The organism is Mongoliimonas terrestris (assembly GCF_001927285.1).
In the GTDB taxonomy this organism is placed as follows: domain Bacteria; phylum Pseudomonadota; class Alphaproteobacteria; order Rhizobiales; family Pleomorphomonadaceae; genus Chthonobacter; species Chthonobacter terrestris.
The window spans coordinates 172,001-189,116 of the sequence record NZ_MSIG01000002.1 but is presented as its reverse complement, the minus strand read 5'-3'; the positions used below and the strand labels follow the sequence as shown (position 1 = coordinate 189,116).

16 protein-coding genes are annotated in these 17,116 nt (G+C 70.1%); 8 read left to right on the top strand and 8 right to left on the bottom strand.

Annotation, left to right across the window (positions count from 1 at the left end; genetic code table 11):
- Window positions 1-68: 68 nt before the first annotated feature.
- Window positions 69-770: a sugar transferase gene (locus tag BUQ68_RS03310; RefSeq protein ID WP_425349496.1), complete on the bottom strand. Its 702-nt coding sequence runs from the start codon at window positions 768-770 to the stop codon at window positions 69-71.
- A 923-nt stretch (window positions 771-1,693) separates the two neighbouring features.
- Here BUQ68_RS03310 and BUQ68_RS03305 point away from each other — a divergent pair.
- Window positions 1,694-2,347 (top strand): transglutaminase-like cysteine peptidase, encoded by a 654-nt coding sequence (locus tag BUQ68_RS03305; RefSeq protein WP_075214513.1) that lies wholly within the window; start codon window positions 1,694-1,696, stop codon window positions 2,345-2,347.
- A 16-nt stretch (window positions 2,348-2,363) separates the two neighbouring features.
- Here the strand turns inward: BUQ68_RS03305 and BUQ68_RS03300 are convergent, their stop codons facing one another.
- Entirely contained in the window at window positions 2,364-2,627 is a 264-nt protein-coding gene (locus BUQ68_RS03300) for a hypothetical protein (protein ID WP_139315135.1), read from the bottom strand.
- Window positions 2,628-3,114: 487 nt separating this feature from the next.
- Between BUQ68_RS03300 and BUQ68_RS03295 the strand changes: the two genes are divergently transcribed.
- Window positions 3,115-3,879 carry a CDP-alcohol phosphatidyltransferase family protein gene (locus BUQ68_RS03295; protein WP_075214511.1) on the top strand — a complete coding sequence of 255 codons (765 nt, stop codon included), beginning with the start codon at window positions 3,115-3,117 and terminating at the stop codon, window positions 3,877-3,879.
- The gene (locus tag BUQ68_RS03290; RefSeq protein WP_075214510.1) at window positions 3,879-4,625 is read left to right on the top strand and encodes an FkbM family methyltransferase; all 747 of its coding nucleotides are present in this window, start codon (window positions 3,879-3,881) and stop codon (window positions 4,623-4,625) included. The genes BUQ68_RS03295 and BUQ68_RS03290 overlap by 1 nt, the downstream gene beginning before the upstream one ends.
- Here BUQ68_RS03290 and BUQ68_RS03285 read toward each other — a convergent pair.
- Entirely contained in the window at window positions 4,601-5,608 is a 1,008-nt protein-coding gene (locus BUQ68_RS03285) for a lysylphosphatidylglycerol synthase transmembrane domain-containing protein (protein WP_083656224.1), read from the bottom strand. The genes BUQ68_RS03290 and BUQ68_RS03285 overlap by 25 nt on opposite strands.
- Window positions 5,609-5,634: 26 nt before the next feature.
- On the opposite strand from BUQ68_RS03285, the gene BUQ68_RS03280 reads away from it, so the two are divergent.
- Complete coding sequence (locus BUQ68_RS03280) at window positions 5,635-7,347, top strand: alkaline phosphatase family protein (RefSeq protein WP_083656222.1); 1,713 nt, start codon at window positions 5,635-5,637, stop codon at window positions 7,345-7,347.
- 66 nt (window positions 7,348-7,413) lie between these two features.
- Here BUQ68_RS03280 and BUQ68_RS03275 read toward each other — a convergent pair whose 3' ends face one another.
- From BUQ68_RS03275 to BUQ68_RS03255, 5 genes are all read right to left on the bottom strand, one after another.
- Window positions 7,414-7,995, bottom strand: coding sequence for a hypothetical protein (locus BUQ68_RS03275; RefSeq protein WP_139315134.1), 582 nt, complete (start codon window positions 7,993-7,995; stop codon window positions 7,414-7,416).
- A 10-nt stretch (window positions 7,996-8,005) separates the two neighbouring features.
- The gene (locus BUQ68_RS03270) at window positions 8,006-9,175 is read right to left on the bottom strand and encodes a zinc-dependent alcohol dehydrogenase (protein ID WP_075214508.1); all 1,170 of its coding nucleotides are present in this window, start codon (window positions 9,173-9,175) and stop codon (window positions 8,006-8,008) included.
- A 168-nt stretch (window positions 9,176-9,343) separates the two neighbouring features.
- Window positions 9,344-9,592 (bottom strand): hypothetical protein, encoded by a 249-nt coding sequence (locus BUQ68_RS03265; RefSeq protein ID WP_075214507.1) that lies wholly within the window; start codon window positions 9,590-9,592, stop codon window positions 9,344-9,346.
- 124 nt (window positions 9,593-9,716) lie between these two features.
- Window positions 9,717-10,622, bottom strand: a complete 906-nt coding sequence (locus BUQ68_RS03260) for an alpha/beta fold hydrolase (protein WP_083656220.1) — start codon at window positions 10,620-10,622, stop codon at window positions 9,717-9,719.
- Between the two features lie 119 nt (window positions 10,623-10,741).
- Window positions 10,742-12,187 carry a UPF0149 family protein gene (locus tag BUQ68_RS03255; protein WP_075214505.1) on the bottom strand — a complete coding sequence of 482 codons (1,446 nt, stop codon included), beginning with the start codon at window positions 12,185-12,187 and terminating at the stop codon, window positions 10,742-10,744.
- Between the two features lie 269 nt (window positions 12,188-12,456).
- On the opposite strand from BUQ68_RS03255, the gene BUQ68_RS03250 reads away from it, so the two are divergent.
- The 4 genes from BUQ68_RS03250 to BUQ68_RS03235 all read left to right on the top strand — a co-directional run bounded on the left by BUQ68_RS03250 (window position 12,457) and on the right by BUQ68_RS03235 (window position 17,113).
- Window positions 12,457-13,836 (top strand): efflux RND transporter periplasmic adaptor subunit, encoded by a 1,380-nt coding sequence (locus tag BUQ68_RS03250; RefSeq protein WP_083656218.1) that lies wholly within the window; start codon window positions 12,457-12,459, stop codon window positions 13,834-13,836.
- 10 nt (window positions 13,837-13,846) lie between these two features.
- On the top strand, window positions 13,847-14,566 hold the full coding sequence (locus BUQ68_RS03245) for an ABC transporter ATP-binding protein (RefSeq protein ID WP_075214504.1): 720 nt from the start codon (window positions 13,847-13,849) through the stop codon (window positions 14,564-14,566).
- On the top strand, window positions 14,566-15,771 hold the full coding sequence (locus tag BUQ68_RS03240; RefSeq protein ID WP_075214503.1) for an ABC transporter permease: 1,206 nt from the start codon (window positions 14,566-14,568) through the stop codon (window positions 15,769-15,771). The genes BUQ68_RS03245 and BUQ68_RS03240 overlap by 1 nt, the downstream gene beginning before the upstream one ends.
- A gap of 280 nt (window positions 15,772-16,051) precedes the next feature.
- Window positions 16,052-17,113, top strand: a complete 1,062-nt coding sequence (locus BUQ68_RS03235) for a dipeptidase (protein ID WP_075214502.1) — start codon at window positions 16,052-16,054, stop codon at window positions 17,111-17,113.
- Window positions 17,114-17,116 lie beyond the last annotated feature (3 nt).

Sequence of the window (17,116 nt, the reverse complement as noted above, 5' to 3'; positions counted from 1 at the left end):
CGGGGGCGGACCGGCCACCTCGTTCCCCGACCCACCGCCTGCCTAAAGGCATCGGCCTTTCCGACCGGTCAGTAGCCGGACCCGGAGAGGAACTCGGTCCAAACCGTGCGCAGGATGATGCGCAGGTCGAGGGCGATCGAGAAGCGGCGGATGTACTCCAGGTCATACTCCACCCGCAGCCGCGCCTTGGTGGCGTCGGTGGTCGGGCCGCGGAAGCCGTTCACCTGCGCGAGGCCGGTGAGGCCGGGCCGCATGGCATGGCGCATGGGATAGTTCGCCACCAGTTCCTCGTAGGGAACGCCACCCGCCAGCATGCCGGCGACGTGGGGCCGCGGGCCGACCAGCGACATGTCACCCTTCAGCACGTTGAGCAACTGCGGCAGCTCGTCGATGCTGGTCTTGCGGATGAACCGGCCGATCGGCGTCACACGGGGATCGTTCTCCGTGGTCTGCGACACGCCCGTCAGGTCGCATCGCTCGGTGAACATCGAGCGGAACTTGTAGATCTCGAACTGGCTGTTGCCGAGACCCACACGGTACTGCTTGAAGAACACCGGCCCGCGGCTGGTCGTCTTGATGATCAGCGCGATGGTGAGGAGCAGGGGGCTGAGGGCGATCAGCGCCGCAAGCGCGAGGCTGAAGTCCATGGCCCGCTTCAGGCCGTGCTGCCAGGGCCGCGCCGTGCCGACGATCGTCGACACCGGCTCGGCGGCACGCACCGGATGGTGCTGCGCGGGAGAGCGACGGGCGGACGTGCCGGTCGACCCGATGGGACGGCTGCTCCGGGCGCGCTTCTCGCCCTGGGGCTGCCAGATCACAGAAAGGGACGTCTCCGGACCAGAGGAGTCCGAAGCCGAGGCGTGGGCCAGACCGACGGCCGGTATTTCCGAGGTACGGGCCGACAAAACCGTCGGCATGGTCAGTAAAAGGTTCGCGAACCGCTTCAACGAGCTGGCTTGCTCTTTTGAACGCATTTCGAACTCCAGAAAAATAACAAGCTCAGTGGTCTGACCCACCAGAGCCCGCGGAGAACGCGGAAGGCCAATTAGACAAATCGATAACCAATGTTGCGATACGGTAAACAACCATCAACTCGCCCTTTAACAGTATGTTAGCCCTGGATCGAAAAGCAATCGAAACATCGGCTTGACGCACGTGTCAGGACGGGTCGGTTAACCGCATTTGCATCAAGGGCACTCGGTCCGATCGGACGGCAGGATGATCTATGGATACCGGAAACAGGTGAGGTGACTCGGTGCAGGCACCATACGCCCCGCCAGTCCCGATATCCATAAGATAAAGCTAAAATTGTTGCAACGCAACACGTGGTATTCTCATAGAAAAAACCGCATCTGTTACAGGGGCGTACCCATGGAATTACATGAGGATGGCGCCGCCGGGCCGCATGGCGGGCCCGGCCACGGGTGCCGACGTCGATCGACTGCTGCGAAGTCTTGATCCGCTTCGCCGCCATGGACCTGTCCGGGATCATTCCAATTGGAAGCAAGAGTCTCCCAAAAGACACGGTCGGGCAGTCAACACATGGGCGCCCTTGGCGGTTCCACGGCCTGTTTCCCTGAATTCTCTGGCGGAATCGAGGCGGCGCCTAGGCGGCTAAGCGTTTTCCCTAATTATGATGTGCGCTGCATATAAATCATGCTTGCCCGGAACGTGACCGTGACCGGAGGGGGCGATGGTGCGCAAACGGGTAGGGGTGACGCTTGTCCTGGCCGCGTTGGCCGGCGCGGCCTTTGTCGTCGATCGGGCGAGCGCAGGCTTCGTCACGCCGCCGAAAAGCCTGCCCGCGTTGCCCCTCACCACGCAGCTCGCGGTGGATGGCACGGCCCACGAGCCGTGGGGGTTCACCATGTTGTGTCGTCGGTCGCCGGAGATCTGCACCGACCGCGCCGGCCGCCTCGTCGCCGACGGCAGGGGCGCCGTCCGGCTCGACCACGCCACGCTCGCTCTGGTCGAGCGCGCCCATCGGCTGGTCAACCAGGCGATCCGCCCGCAGGCCGAGAAGGCCGGAGCGCCGGACAACTGGAAGGTCGGCGGGCGGTCGGGCGATTGCGAGGACTATGCGCTCGCCAAGCGGGAGATGCTGATCCGCCTCGGCCTGCCTAGTAGCGCCCTCAGGATGGCGACGGGCCACCTGCGGAGCGGCGAATATCACGCCGTCCTCGTGGTGCGAACCGACCGCGGCGATCTGGTTCTCGACAACCTGTCGCGGCGGGTGCGGACCTGGGACCGGTCGGGAATCCGGTTCGACACGATCCAGAACGGGCATGACGCCCGCGTCTGGGAGCGCGTGAACCTCGCCGGCACGGCTGCGCCGCCCACGTCCTGACCGACGCCGCGCCTCGTCAGGAGTGCGCGATGCTGGCACCCGCCGTGTGGGCGCCGGCCGCCTCGGCTTTCGCCCGAATGGCCCGCCGCGACCGTGCGCGGAGCATGGTGCGCGCCCCGTAGCCCGTTCCGAGCCCGACGTTGAACGCGGCAATCGCCGCCAGCGCCGTAAGCCCCCCCTCAGCGAACCCGTAGAGCCCGATCAGCACCGCCGTGCCTCCCACGGCGCCGATGCCGGCCGCCAGGATCGTTCCGGCGGCGCTCAGACGAAGACCCGCCAAGATTCCAACCAGTGCCGTACTTGCAGAGATCAGCATCATCACTCGACCACCACATCAACGCGAAACAGCTTGGGTGAACAGAGATCCTTCCCTGGTCCTCAGACACCGGATCCGAAGCGATCCGAACTAGGCCCCCTCGCCAAACGCAGTCAGTTGACGCTGGTTTTGGTTAGCGACCCTTTACCGGATGTAGTGTTTTGAAGAAAAAATTCGATATATTCATACGAGGAAAAAACGGTTTGCTCTCGAACCTGTGTGCGATGCAGCACGTGATCACGGCTTGGTGCAATGCAAGTCAGAAGAGATATGTGCAGGCTCGATGAGGTTTGCCGCCGGGCGGCGGCGCACTAGAACAGTCTCCGATCGAGTTGCATGACTTGATCGTTCCAGGCCATTGACTCTGGAGCACTTTCCGACCTGACAATTCCGTCAGGGAGGACGCGCTCCAGAACCCTTCCAGGCGAACACTTCGGTTCTGATTGCAATCATGTCGTCTCTGTCTTCGTTCACCACCGGAACCCTGGCCTCCACCGATCGGGCGAGGCCCCTTCTCTTCGGGCTCATCCTCGTCGCCGTCGCGGCCACCGGCCTTGCGGCGCTCACCAGCGCGGGCGTCGTCGGCGCCCTCGCGTCGCTCACGGTTGCAACCGGCGGCGGCCTGCTGGTCGCCGTCACGTCGGAGCCCGCGCGGCCCTTCGGCCTGCCCAACATGGTCACGCTCGCGCGCCTGATGCTCGCGGCGCTCATGGCGGGTCACCTGGTGGACCAGATGGCCGGCACCGCGTCCGAAGCGCTCGCCTGGATGTTCGCCGGCCTTGCCGTCACCGGCCTTCTCCTCGACGGGGTCGACGGCTGGCTTGCGCGGCGGTTCGGCCCGCAGACGGCGTTCGGCGCCCGCTTCGACATGGAAACCGATGCCTTCGCCATCCTGGTGCTCTGCGCCCTGGCGGTCGCCACCGGCAAGGCCGGCCTTTGGGCCCTCGGCATCGGCCTGATGCGCTATGCCTTCGTGGCCGCCGCTGCGCTCTGGCCCTGGCTCGCCGGTCCGCTGCCGCCCTCGTTCCGCCGCAAGGCGGTCTGTGTCCTCCAGGGCGCCGTGCTCGCCGTCCTGATGATGCCGCCCGTCGGCCCCGCGCTCGGCGCGCCGCTCGCCGCCCTGGCGCTCGCCGCGCTCACCTGGTCGTTCGGCACCGACATCCGTCACCTGGCGCGCGCCCGGGTCTCCGCAATGGGCCGGGATCCCGCGTCGTGATGGAGGCGCTGCCGGCCTACGCGGGCATCGCGCGCTCGCTCGCCGTCTACTACGGCCAGCCCTGGAAGACCCGCACCCTCCGCCGCCTCTACGCGGACTTCGTCGGCCCAGGCGATCTCGCCTTCGACATCGGTAGCCACGTGGGCAACCGCGCGCGCGTCCTCCACGGGCTCGGCGCCCGCGTGGTGGCGCTGGAACCCCAGCCGAGGCTCCACGCGCTCCTTGGCCGGATCCTTCCCGCCGACCGGATGACCCTGCTGCAGGCCGCCGCCGGCGCGGCGCCCGGCCGTCTGCCGCTCGCTGTCAGCCGCCGCCACCCCACCGTCTCCACCCTCAGCCGCCCGTGGATCGACGCGGTGTCCCGGACCGACGGTTTCGCCGCCGTTCGCTGGGACGAGACTGTGGACGTGGAGGTGGTCACGCTCGACGCGCTGATCGCCGCGCACGGGCGGCCGGCCTTCGTGAAGATCGACGTGGAGGGGTACGAGCCCGACATTCTGGCCGGCCTCTCCACCGCCGTGCCGGTGGTCGCCTTCGAGTATCTCCCCGCCACCCGCGATCTCGCCTTCGCCTGCCTGGACCGGCTCGCCGCCCTCGGCCCCTACCGGTTCAACCGCACGGAGGGGGAGATCCACCGCTTCCTCCACGCCGATTGGCAATCGGCGGAAGCCATGCGGGCCACCCTGGCGGCGCTTGCCGCCGACGCGCCGTCCGGCGACGTCTACGCCTCGCTGCCGCCGGGCTGATGCGCGCCCGGCCGGCGGATCGCCAGCACCGCCAGGCCCGGCACCGTCCCGAGCATCGCCACGATCCCGTAGAGGGCCGCCGTCGCGGCGCCTTCGGCGGCGGAAAGCCCGGCGAGCGGCCAGAGCGCGGCGGCCGCGGCCTCGCGCACCCCCCAGCCGCCGATCGACAGCGGCACCAGCATGCTGAGGAGCACCAGGGGCACCAGCACCAGCACGCCGAACGCCGGCAACGGGGCGCCGAGGGCCTCGGCGCAGAGCCAGAACACCGCCACGTAGCTCGCCGCGATCAGGAGGCTGACGGCCGCCTGCACCCAGAAGGCGTTGCCGGTCCAGAAGCTCCGTCGCAGGTCCGGCCCGAGGTCGCGAAGCCCGTCCCGCACCGGCGTGGGTCCCAGCCGGGCGGCGATCGCCACCAGGCCGGCCCCCGCCGCGATCGTCGCGGGCGCCGCCGCCACCAGCGCCCCGGCGCCGTTCGGAACGCCCGGCAGCCCGGCGACCGTCGCGGCCGCGAGCCCGCCGGCCGCCACGGCCGCGAACGCCACCTGGCCGGCCATCCGCTCCATCACCACGGACCGGATCGCCGCCCGCAGCGGGGATCGTCCATCGGCCGTGATCCGCGGACGAAGGGCCCGAAGCGCGTCGCCGGCGACACCGCCGGGCAACACCATGTTGAGCAGGCTGGAAAGGTGATAGTCCGCCGCCGCGGTCGCGAACGGCAGGTCCAGGCCGAGGCGGCCCGCCGTATACCGCCAGCGCCACGCGGACGCGAGGATCTGCAGGGCGACCACCACCGCCGCGAGCGCGACGATCTCGGGCCGGGTGCGGGCGAGCGCCGCGCCGAGCGCCGCCGGATCGACCGCGACCGCGACCGCGCCGAGGAGGAGAGGGGCGGCGATCCATCGCCATCCCGTCCAGCCAAGGATGCGGAAGCCCTTGCGCCGGGGCCGGATATTCGGATCATCTGCGGAGTGTGGGGAGATCATCAGTCATGCATCGGGAGGACAAGAGGATGGACCGGAGCCCCGCCCGCCACCCCGGCCGGGACGGGCGATCGGAACGGTCCCTCTCTTCTACGGTCGCCGGTGTCGCGGCGATCACCCTCATCCTCATCGCGCTGCTTCTCCCGGATGCGGTGGAGCGTATCACGCCGTACGCCTTCCTGCGCGTCCCGCTCGAGGCCGCGCTTCTCGTTCTCCTGCTGGCCCTCGCGGCAGACCGGATCCGCCTGCTGCTTGCGGCGATCGCCGGCCTGACGATCGGCGCGACGGCGATCCTGTCGATCGCCGACATGGGTGCCCGCACCGCCTTCGCGCGCCCCTTCGACCCGGTGCTCGACTGGCACATCCTGCCGTCCGCCCTCAATCTTCTCACCGGCACGCTGGGGCCGGCGGGAGCCTATGCGGCGGTGGCGCTCGCCGTCCTGGCGGTCGCCGCCATCCTCGGCCTCGCCCTCTGGGCCACGCTCCGCCTTGCCCGGATCGTCGGCCGGCACCGCCGCCCGGCGGCGCTCGGCGCGCTTGCGACCGCCGCCGCCTGGAGCCTCCTCTCCTTCGCGGACGTGCGCCTCGCCCCCGGTCAGCCGCTGGCGAGCGCCGACGCCAGCCGGCTCGTGGTCGACCGCATCGCCCGCGCCCGCGTCAGCCTCGCCGACCTCGACACCTTCCGCGAGGTCGCCGCCATCGACGCCTTCGACGACGTGCCCGCCGACCGCCTGCTCGCCGGTCTCGCCGGCAAGGACGTGCTCCTCGTCTTTGTGGAAAGCTATGGCCGCGACGCGCTGGAGAACCCGCTCTTCGCGTCCGAGGTCACCACCGTCCTTCGCGACGGAGACGCCCGCCTCGCCGCCGCCGGCATCGACGTCCGGAGCGCCTTCCTGGATTCGCCCACGGTCGGCGGCCAGAGCTGGCTTGCCCACGGCACGGTTCTGTCGGGTCTGTGGATCGGCAACCAGCAGCGCTACGACAGCCTGATCGCCAGCGACCGCTTCACCCTGGTGGACGCCTTCGACAAGGCCGGCTGGCGCACCGTGGCGGTGATGCCGGCGATCACCATGCCGTGGCCGGAGGGCACCACCTTTGGCTACGAGACCATCTACGCCGCCGCCGACCTCGGCTACCGCGGGCGCCCGTTCGACTGGGTGACCATGCCGGACCAGTACACGCTCGCCACGCTCCACGCCCGCGAGCGCAAGCCCGGTCCGCGGCGCCCGCTGATGGCCGAGATCGCCCTCATCTCCAGCCACGCGCCGTGGACGCCGCTGCCCGACATGGTGCCCTGGACGGCGGTCGGCGACGGCACCGTGTTCGACCCGATGACGCTCCGCGGCGATCCGCCGGACGTGGTCTGGCGCGACACCGCGCGCGTGCGCACCCAGTACCGGCTGTCGATCGAATACGCGCTGACGAACCTCATCTCCTACGCGGAGACCTTCGGCGGCGAGGATCTGGTGATGATCATCCTCGGCGACCACCAGCCGGCGCCGCTCGTCACCGGGGAGGGCGCCACGCGGGACGTGCCCGTCCACATCCTCGCCAGCGACCCGGCGGTTCTCAACCGGATCGCCGACTGGGGCTTCGCCCCGACGTTGCTGCCGCCGCCGGACGCCCCGGTCTGGCGCATGGACGCGCTTCGCGACCGCCTGCTCACCGCTTTCGGCGCCGATTACGTGGCGGCCTCGCCGTCTACCAACCACCCGGCGGTGCCGGCCGAAGCGGCCGATTGAACCCTGTGGAAACGGCCGGCGGATGCCGGCCGCTCGCTGCATTGTCGGTATCGGATACCGCGGGATCTACACCCGTCCTCGGTCTGATGCGGCCGGCTCGGACCCGTCCTCCAGGCCGGCGCCGTGGCTTGCGCCACCCACGGCGGCCCGCGGCCAGCGCTCGTCCTCCGTCTCGCCGGTGGCCCGTTCGGTTCCCCGCACGGCGTCCGGCGAGCGGGGCAGGCCGCTCCGGTCGGAATAGTCGTAGACCCGGCTCGTCCGCTCGTGCCGGTCCGCCTGGGCGGCGCGCGCCGCCATCACGTCGAGCACGGTGATGCCGATCAGCGAGGCGAGGGCGAGGCCCGCGTTGCCCCGCTGCGGGTTGTGCCGCTCCAGCGCCGTCGAGGCGGTGAGGATGTCGAGCGCGTCGCCCGCCACCCGTGCCCAGAGCCACGGCGCCGGATCGCGCGCCGTCAGAAGCCCGATCCCGGTCGCCACCTCGCGCACGCCGAAGGTTCGCACCACCGGTTCGGTGCCGCGAAGGCCGAGGAAGCGGGTCACGGATCCGGGCGACAGAAGCTCCGCGGCGCCGAGGGCGATGGAGAACCAGCCGAGCCCCGTCGCCATGGCGCGCGGGTCCATCCCGTAGTCTGTCCGATGATGGGTCATGGCCGTCTCCTCAGTTCTTGATGACGACCTTGATGCAGCCGTCCTCCTTGTCGCGGAAGGTCTTGTACATCTCCGGACCCTTTTCCATGGACACCGTGTGGGTGATCACGAAGGACGGGTCGATCTTGCCCTCCTCGATCATCCGCAGCAGGTCGTGGATGTACTTGTTCACGTGGGTCTGGCCGGTGCGCACGGTCAGCGCCTTGTTCATCAGCGCGCCGAACGGGATCTTGTCGAGGAAGCCGCCGTAGACGCCCGGCACGGAAAGCACGCCGCCCGGCCGGCAGAGGTAGATCATCTCGCGCAGCACGTGCGGCCGGTCTGTCTCCAGCATCACCGCCTGCTTGGCCCGGTCCACCATGCTGTCGAGCGAGCGCGAGGCATGCGCCTCCAGGCCCACCGCGTCGATGCACTTCTCCGGCCCCTTGCGGTCGGTGAGTTCGTCGATGCGCTCCATCACGCTCTCGTCGTCGAAATTGATGGTGATGGCCCCGCCCGCGCGGGCCATGGACAGGCGCTCCGGCACATTGTCGATGGCGATCACCTGCTTGGCGCCCAGGAGCACCGCCGAACGGATCGCCATCTGGCCCACCGGTCCGCAGCCCCAGATCGCCACCGTGTCGGTCGGCTCGATCTCGCACTGGACGGCGGCCTGCCAGCCGGTCGGGAAGATGTCGGTGAGGAAGAGAAGCTGCTCGTCGGAAAGGCTCGACGGCACCTTCACCGGCCCGACGTCGGCATAGGGCACGCGCACATAGTCGGCCTGTCCGCCCGGATAGCCGCCGGTCAGGTGGGTGTAGCCGAAGAGGCCGGCCGTGGTGCGGCCGAACGCCTTTTCGGCGAGGTTGGCGTTGCGGTTCGACCGCTCGCAGACCGAGAAGAAGCCGCGCCGGCACTGGTCGCACTCGCCGCACACGATGGTGAAAGGCACCACCACGCGGTCGCCGACCTTCAGCTTCTTGTTGTCCTTGCCGACCTCCATCACCTCGCCCATGAACTCATGGCCCATGATGTCGCCAGATTTCATGCCGGGCATGAAGCCGTTGTAGAGGTGCAGGTCGGATCCGCAGATGGCGCAGCTCGACACCTTGATGATGGCGTCGCGGCCCTCCTCGATCGTGGGATCCGGGACGGTCTCGCAGCGGATGTCCTCTTTGCCGTGCCAGACGAGAGCTCTCATGGCCAAATCCTTTTCGGTTCGGGGAGAGGCGAGGGCAAAGCCGCGCGCCGGTCACGCACCAAAGGGCTGGCGATGCGCTTCGTTCCCCGGGAGGGGGCATTTTCGGATTGGAAAATTCATGCGGCGCCAAAGGCTTGGCTTCAGCTTCCGATGCCGGTCGCAGCGCCGTCAGACGGTCTTCGCGGTGACCAGCGATCCCTCCGGCTCCACCGTGAAGCGGAACTCGTTGCTGCCGGTGTTCTTGCCCCACCAGTAGCCGCCGGCTTCGTCGAAGCCGTAGAACTGGTAGGCGCGGCTGGCGTCCTCGGCGTTGGCCCGTGCCTCCGCTTCGCTGGCGCTGTCGAAGCCGTCGAACACGGCCTCGTCCACCAGAGTGTGGTTCACGTACTCGCGGCGGACGACGCAATACTGGGTCATCGGGCTCTCCCATCGGGTTGCGGGCGTTCAGGTCGACGGTCCGCCATCAGCGGCCCGTCCCCGTCCAACGACCGGCGAGCGCCGGGGTTGCGTCCCCATCGCGCGGCGGCATCCCGTGGTCCGATCAGACGACCGCCGCCGGCACCCGCTCCGTCAGCCCCGCGTCCGTATCCGGCTCGTCCTCCTCGCCGATCGCCCGGTGGATCAGCCGGTGCAAGGCGTCCAGCACCGCCCGCGGATCCGCGTGGTGCGGCGTATGGCCGACGCCCGGCAACACCGTCACCTCGGCGCCGGTCAGGAGCGACGTCAGCCAGTCCACATGGCGGACCGGTTCGGCGATGGTGTCCTTCTCGCCGACGATCACCGCCACGGGCGCTCGAACGGCCGCGATTTCCGCCCAGGCCTCGTGGCCGAGGCTGTTGAAGGCGATCAGCTCCGCCGCCATCGTCTGGGTCGCCACGGGCTGCGCCACATGGGCGAAGGGAAAGTCGATGAGATAGTCCGGCACCCGGTCCGGCGCGAGTGCCATCGCCAGCCGCCCCGGCCCGATCAGCGGCACCAGGTGCGGCAGCACGGCCTGGCGGATGAGGTCGCCGATCACCGGCGTGGTCAGGGCGCGCATCAGCGGCATGGCCGGATGGTCCGTCGGCCGGCAGAACGGGGCGATCAGCGCCAGCGCCGTCAGCCGCTCCGGATGGCGCAGGCCGAACGACAGCGCCGTCGCCGAGCCGAGCGAATGGGCAAGCACCACCGCCGTCTCCAGCCCCAGCGCGTCGAGCACGTCGCGAAGCCAATCGGCCTGGGCGGCCGGCCCCGCATCGCCCGTCAGCGGGCTGCTGAAGCCGTAGCCCGGACGATCGAGCGCGATCAGCCGCAGCCCGGCCGCGTGCGGCTCCAGCGCGCCCATCATCTCCTCGGCGATACTCCCGCAGCCATGCAGCACGACGACGGGGGTGCCGAACCCGCTTTCGATCACATGGACGGTCCGTCCGTCGATGGCGAGCAATTTTCCTCTGCGCGGGGAACCCATGATGAGCCTGGTCCGATTATCCGTTCAATCCCGGCACGTTGCCGAAGGTTTCTCAGACCAAACGGATTTCGGCGGCTTTGGTTTCCGGCGCGCCTTTCACGCCTGCGTGCGTCCGGCGCTCAGCGGCCGTGGCATTTCTTGTACTTCAGTCCGCTGCCGCACGGGCACGGGTCGTTCCGCCCGACCTTGGGAATCGCGCTCTCCGGCCGGGGAATCACCGTCGGATCGAACGGCACGTCGGTCATGCGGGTGCGGCGCAAGGCGGTCAGGACGACGGGCATGTTGGCGATCACCATGGCCCGGTCGATGTCGTCCAGCCCGCCCGAACGCCGCTGCCCCGGCGGCGTCGCGAGCATGGCCACGAGGCCGAGGAGGTCCGCCGCGCCGATGTCGGTCAGCCACTCCGCCCAACGGTCCGGGTCGATCGCAAGCGCCATGGAAAAGCCCGTCGCCCATTCCTCGCCAGTCGATCCTTCGAAGTCGGCGGCATCCATCGTCTCGACGCCGGCATCCACCTCGTCGGTCACCGCCGCCAGGAAGGCCGACGCGATCGCCCGCATGCGCGCCTCCACCTCGGGCCGCGTCGCGACCTGGGGCAATGGAACATCGTCCACGCCCACCATCAGCACCGGAAACCACTCGTCCTCCGGCACGGTCAGCGGCGCCACGGCGAGGCCGTGGAAGAAGCCCATCAACTCCCCCAGCCTCATGCCGGTTTCCGGCGCGACGCGGAGCAACTGGCCGGCGAGCCAGTTCAGGTCCGCCACCGGCACATCCAGCGGCGACCGGCCGATCGACTCCACGGCCTCTGGTCGGGCGTAGACGCCCAACAGGGCGTCCCTCGTGTCCGGATGATCGAGAGCCAGAAGCCCGTCCGCCTCCATGGCGGCGGGATCGGCCGGGTTGCGGAGCGCGGCCGCATGGCGCGTCTCCAACTGGCCCATGGTTGCGTCGCCGTCCGCCACGACCGTCTTGAGGGCGATTCGCAGGCGGGCCATGGACCGGGGCAGCCCGAGCGCCGTGATGGCGTCCTCCATGGCCTCCCACACGGCCTCGTCGGTGTCGTCGTACGACCAGTTCATGGTCTGGAGCAGCCGGTCGTCGAGCGCCGTCCGGTCCAAACGCCCGTCGAACGCCACCCGTTGAGCCACCCTCAGCGCGGGAACGAGCACATAGAAGGGCGCGGATCGGTTGAGCGTGGTCAGAAGCAGATCGTGCTCGGTTTCCACATAGAACGCGGCAAGAAGAGCCGGGATCGCCCTGTCGGCGACATCGCCATAGATCCGCGCGAACACGTAGGGGTTGAGCCGCAGCGCAACCAACAGGTTGCCGAAGAGGCGGGGGCGGGACGGGACCGTCGACAGCGCCGCGAGCCCGAAGATGAGCAGGCGCTCCTCCTCCGGCAGGGTTTCGCCGGTCCGCACCGCCTCGTCCAGCACCCCCATCACGGCGGCCACCAGCGTGTCCGGATCCGCCGCCGCGGCGGCAAGGTCCGCGTCGGTCGGGAAGGGCCGCGCCGTCGCAAGGCGGTCGAGGGCAGGGGTGGTGGTCGTCGATCCGGTCATGGCGCGGGTCTCCGGCGCGCGGGAAATCCCGCCGCACCTCGTCTGTCCCGAGGAGCCGATCCGGATTTTTGTATCCGGCGGCTGCTCGGCGGCGGATGGGTTCGGCGCGTTCCTTACCGGGTTTCCGGCACGCCGGCCATCCACTTGATCCATCTCGGGGCGAACCCCCGTGAAACCTCGTTACACATGGACATGGGCGCGACGTCGCCGGATCTGGCACCGTCCCCATATTCAATGCCAGCCGGCCTGTCGGCAGTGGATGACGCGTGATGACGGTGACCGATCTTCGCCCCGAAGCCCGCAAGGGCACCCCGCCGGACGATCCCCGCGCGGGCGCCCCTCCGGGCGACGCCCGTCATGGTGTCTCGTCGGAGACGGCCCCGCCCATTGCCGAGGCCCGGCCGGGCGTGAAGGAGGTTCTGGAGCGCGCCGCCCGCGCCCGTCGCCCGCGAAAGATCGCCGGCCGGATCTTCTGGACGCTGGTGATTCTCGGCCTCGTCGGCGGCGCAGCCGCCTGGTGGACCACCCGCAGCGTCCCCGTCACCACCTACACCAGCCGGCCCGTGACCCAAGGCGGCCTCGTCGTCACCGTCACGGCCACCGGCTCGCTCTACCCGACCAACCAGGTGGAGGTCGGCAGCGAGCAGTCCGGCACCGTCCGAACCGTGGCGGTCGACTACAACTCCCGCGTCGCCAAGGGCGACGTCCTCGCCGAACTCGACACGGACCGGCTCGCCGCCGCCGTGGAGAGCGCCGCCGCAAAGCTTGCCGCAGCCGAGGCCAACGTCGCCGAGGCGGACGCCACGATCGCCGAGAAAAAGGGCGACCTCGACCGCAAGACCGTCCTTCAGCAGCGCTCCGTCATCTCCAGCCAGGAACTGGAGACCGCCCGCGCCGCCCACGACCGGGCCGTCGCCGCCCGCCGCAGCGCGCTCGCCCAGGTTTCCGTCGCCGCCGCCGACCTTCGCGTCGCCGAGACCAACCTCGCCAAGACGCGCATCCTCTCGCCCATCGACGGCGTGGTGCTGACGCGCTCCGTCGACCCCGGCCAGACCGTCGCCGCCTCGCTCCAGGCGCCGGTGCTCTTCACCCTGGCCGAGGACCTCGCCCAGATGGAACTCCGCGTCGACGTGGACGAGGCGGACGTCGGCCGCGTCGACATCGGTCAGGCTGCCACCTTCACGGTCGACGCCTATCCGGAGCGCACCTTCCCGGCCGTCATCCGCGACGTGCGCTACGCCTCGGAGACGACCCAGAACGTCGTCACCTACAAGGCGCTCCTGACCGTCGACAACAGCGACCTGTCGCTCCGCCCCGGCATGACGGCGACCGCCGACATCGTGGTGGAGACCGTGGAGAACGCGCTCCTCGTGGACAACGCCGCCCTCCGCTTCACCCCGCCGGAAAGTGCCGCGGACGGCGGCGCCAACGCCGGCCTGTTCCGCTTCTTCATGCCCCGCCCGCCGGCCGGCGGCGAGGCCAGGCCGCCGTCCGTCGCCGGCAGCGAGCGCATCCTCTACGTCGATCGTGGCGGCGCGCCCGAGCCGGTGCCGGTCACCATCGGCTCCACCGACGGGCGGCTCACGGTCATCCGCTCCGGCGACGTGAAGCCCGGCGACCGGGCCGTCGTCGACTACACCACCCAGTGACGGACCGACCATGGACGCCGGCCCGCTCCCCCCGCCGCTCATCGCCCTTCACAACGTCTCGCGCGTCTACGGCCGCGGCGAGGCGGAGGTGACGGCGCTCGCCCGGGTGGACCTTGAGATCCGCCAGGGCGAGTTCGTCGCCATCATGGGCCCGTCCGGGTCCGGCAAGTCGACCACCATGAACATCCTCGGCTGCCTCGATACCCCCTCCGGCGGCGACTACCTGTTCGACGGCGTGCCCGTCGGCGGCCTCGACCGGGACGGCCGCACGCTCCTTCGCCGCAACTTCATCGGCTTCGTCTTCCAGGGCTTCAACCTTCTGCCGCGCACCACCGCGCTCGAAAACGTGGAGCTCCCGCTCGTCTACCGGGGCGTCAAGGCCGATCGGCGTGCCGACCTCGCTGCCCGCGCGCTCGACCGGGTCGGCCTTGCCGGCCGCGAGGACCACACCCCGTCGGAGCTCTCCGGCGGCCAGCAGCAGCGCGTCGCCATCGCCCGGGCCATCGTCACCGACCCGCTCCTTCTCCTTGCCGACGAGCCCACCGGCAACCTCGACACACGCACCAGCGGCGAGATCATGGACCTTCTCACCGCCCTCAACCGCGACCAGGGCATCACCGTCATCATGGTCACCCACGAGCCCGACATCGCCGCCCACGCCCGGCGCATGGTGCGCTTCAAGGACGGCCGCATCGAGGACGACCGGCGCCAGCCGGTCCTTGCCCGCTGATGCTCGGCGAAGCCCTCCTCCTCGCCCTCGTGGCCATCCGGCGCAACCTCCTGCGCTCCTTCCTCACCGTGCTTGGCGTCGTCATCGGCGTCGCCGCCGTCATCGCCATGGTGACCATCGGCAACGGCGCCACCGCCCGCATCACCGCCGAACTCAGCGGCCTCGGCAACAACCTCCTCTTCGTCACGCCGGGGCAGGGCGGTCCGGGCGCCCCGAGCCTGGAGGCGCGCGCCTTCGCGGTGTCCGACGCCGAGGCGATCCGCGACCAGGTCGGCGGCATCCAGGCGGTGGCGCCCGTCAGCCGGACCACCGCCACGGTCGTCTACGGCTCGGAAAGCCGCAGCACCACCGTGGTTGGCTCCACCGCCGACTACATCGCCACCCAGGCCTGGACCGTCGCCCTCGGCCGCAACCTCCTCGACAGCGAGGTACGCGGCGGGCGCGCCGTCTGCCTTCTGGGCGAGACCGTCCGCAAGGAGCTGTTCGGCATCGCCGACCCGGTCGGCGCCGCCGTGCGGGTGAAGACCGTCTCCTGCCAGGTGGTCGGCGTCCTCGCCGCCAAAGGCCAGTCCGCCGGCGGCTCCGACCAGGACGACACCATCGTCATGCCGCTGAAGGCCTTCCAGCGCCGCCTCTCCGGCACCAACACGGTCGCCACCATCCTGATCTCCGCCGCCGACGGCGTCGACACCGCCAAGGTCCAGGCGGCGACCACCGATCTCTTCCGCGAGCGGCGCGGCATCCAGGCCGGCGAGAAGGACGACTTCGCCGTCCGCGACATGCGCCAGATCGTCCAGACCATGACGGCCACCACCACCGTCCTCACCGGCCTCCTCGGCGCCGTGGCGGCGGTCAGCCTCGTTGTCGGCGGCATCGGCATCATGAACATCATGCTGGTCTCGGTCACCGAACGCACCCGCGAGATCGGCATCCGCCTCGCCATCGGCGCCCTGGAGCACCAGGTGCTCACCCAGTTCCTGGTGGAGGCGATCGTGCTCTCCCTCTTCGGCGGGCTGGTGGGCATCCTGCTCGGCCTCGGCCTCGCCTTCGCGGCGGCGCAAGGCCTGTCGCTGCCGTTCGACGTGGATCCCACCATCGTCGTCGGCGCCTTCCTGTTCTCCGCCCTCGTCGGCGTCGCCTTCGGCTACTTCCCCGCCCGCCGCGCCGCCCGGCTCGACCCGATCGAGGCGCTCCGCCGCGAGTGACGTCCGGGTCCTCCGCCGGGCGCCGGGTATCCGGTCGCCGCCCGTGTCACGCGGTCGCTGACGGCCGCCGCATGGCACCTGCCCGCACGGGAACGGTTGCCGCCGGAGGACGGATCACCCATGATCGGCCCCGCACGAGGCGGCCACGCGAGCGGGCCCGCCCATCGATTCACGTCCGGCCGGGCGCCGTCCCCCTTCACGCCGCAAGCCGTCGCCAGCGTATCGGCGACGGTCGCCGAAGGGCGCGGGTGGTGATCGGCCGGCCAACCGAAAGCGCCCGATGTCCGCTCCCATTCCGGTTTTCGACGGCCACAACGACGTTCTCCTCCGGCTCTACCTGACGCCCTCGCAGGATCCGGTCGCTCTCTTCCTCGACGGCGGCACGCAAGGCCAGCTCGACCTGCCGCGCGCCCGGGACGGGCACATGGTCGGCGGCCTCTTCGCGGTCTTCCCGCCGTCGCCGCGCGCCCTCGCCGACAACGCCAACAGCATGGTGCCCGGCGGCTACGACCTGCCGCTGCCGCCGGTCCTCTCGCTCAACGACGCCCGCGCCAGCACGGTCGCCATGGTGTCGCTCCTCCACCGGATCGTCCGCGCCTCCAACGGATCCGTCGCCCTTTGCGTCAGCGCCGCCGAGATCCGGGCCGCGATCGACCGCGGCGCGCTCGCCACCGTCCTCCACGTGGAGGGCTGCGAGGCGATCGACACCGACCTGCACTTCCTCGACGTCCTCCACGCCGCCGGCCTGCGCTCCCTCGGCCCGGTGTGGAGCCGCAACAACGCCTTCGGCCACGGCGTCCCCTTCCGCTTCCCGTCCTCGCCCGACACCGGCCCCGGCCTCACGGATGCCGGCAAGCGCCTCGTGCGCGCCTGCAACGCCATGGGCATCCTGGTCGATCTTTCGCACATCACCGAGAAGGGCTTCTGGGACGTGGCGCAGCTCACCACGGCACCGCTGGTCGCCTCCCACTCCAACGCCCATTCGGTCACACCCTCGGCCCGCAACCTGACGGACCGCCAGCTCGACGCCATCCGCGACAGCGACGGCCTCGTCGGCCTCAACTTCGCCACCTGTTTCCTGAGATCCGACGGCGCCATGCGCAGCGACACGCCGCTTGAGCCCATGATCCGCCACCTGGACGCGCTGATCGAGCGGGTCGGCGAGACCCGCGTCGCCTTCGGATCCGACTTCGACGGCGCCCTCATCCCGCGCGCCATCGGCTCCGTCGCCGGGCTGCCCGTGCTCATCGACGCGCTCCGCGCCCACGGCTACGACGACGCGCTCCTCACCCGCCTCGGCACGGAGAACTGGCTCCGCGTCCTCGCCGCGACCATCGGCTGAGAG